At 42.0% G+C, this 845-nt stretch carries 1 protein-coding gene; it reads left to right on the forward strand.

Annotated elements, in window-relative coordinates; translation table 11 throughout:
- Positions 1–316 precede the first annotated feature (316 nt).
- On the forward strand, positions 317–845 hold a 529-nt coding region (gene clpP / locus A3762_RS11165), incomplete at its 3' end, for an ATP-dependent Clp endopeptidase proteolytic subunit ClpP (protein ID WP_156493406.1).

Below are 845 nucleotides of genomic sequence, written 5' to 3' on the forward strand. Positions count from 1 at the left end.
AGAGGTTATTGAGCACTACAATAAGCCAGAGAATCGTACACAGGTAGAAGCTGTTGTAGTTGAAGATGCGGTAATTGTGCTTCTTAAGGAAAAAGCAAAAACTAAGAAAAAGAAAATGTCTTACCAAGAAGCTGTGCAGTCTGCACAAGCGCAAGCGTAAACTTATTTTCTTTACAGGCCTGAAGAACGTTTGTTTTTCGGCTACACTTGAAAACAGCTGGTATTTTACCAGCTGTTTTTGATTTAGGGCTTGAAAAATGTCCGCACTGCCACGATGTAGGGAAAGGAAGATAAAATAATGAGCTACAGGGGTCCCATGAGCGAAGCACCATCAATTATTACCAATAGCGGCTTAGTGCCAATGGTTATCGAGCAAACCGCACGCGGCGAGCGTTCATTTGATATTTACTCGCGTTTGTTGAAAGAGCGAGTGATTTTCTTGGTAGGTCAAGTTGAAGACCACATGGCAAATTTGGTTGTAGCTCAGTTATTATTTTTGGAATCAGAGAATCCAGATAAGGATATTCACCTGTATATTAATTCACCGGGTGGGTCAGTTACTGCGGGGATGTCAATTTACGATACGATGCAGTTTATCAAGCCTGATGTTTCGACTTTATGTATTGGTCAAGCTTGTAGTATGGGGGCATTTTTATTAACGGGTGGTGCAAAAGGAAAGCGCCATTGTTTACCGAATTCAAGAATGATGATTCATCAGCCGCTTGGTGGATACCAAGGGCAGGCAACTGATATCGAAATACACACAAAAGAAATTTTGACGATTCGCGATAAGTTGAATCGTATTATGTCGCATCACACGGGGCAGGATCTTGAGACGATCGCGC

The organism is Oleiphilus sp. HI0125 (genome assembly GCF_001635355.1).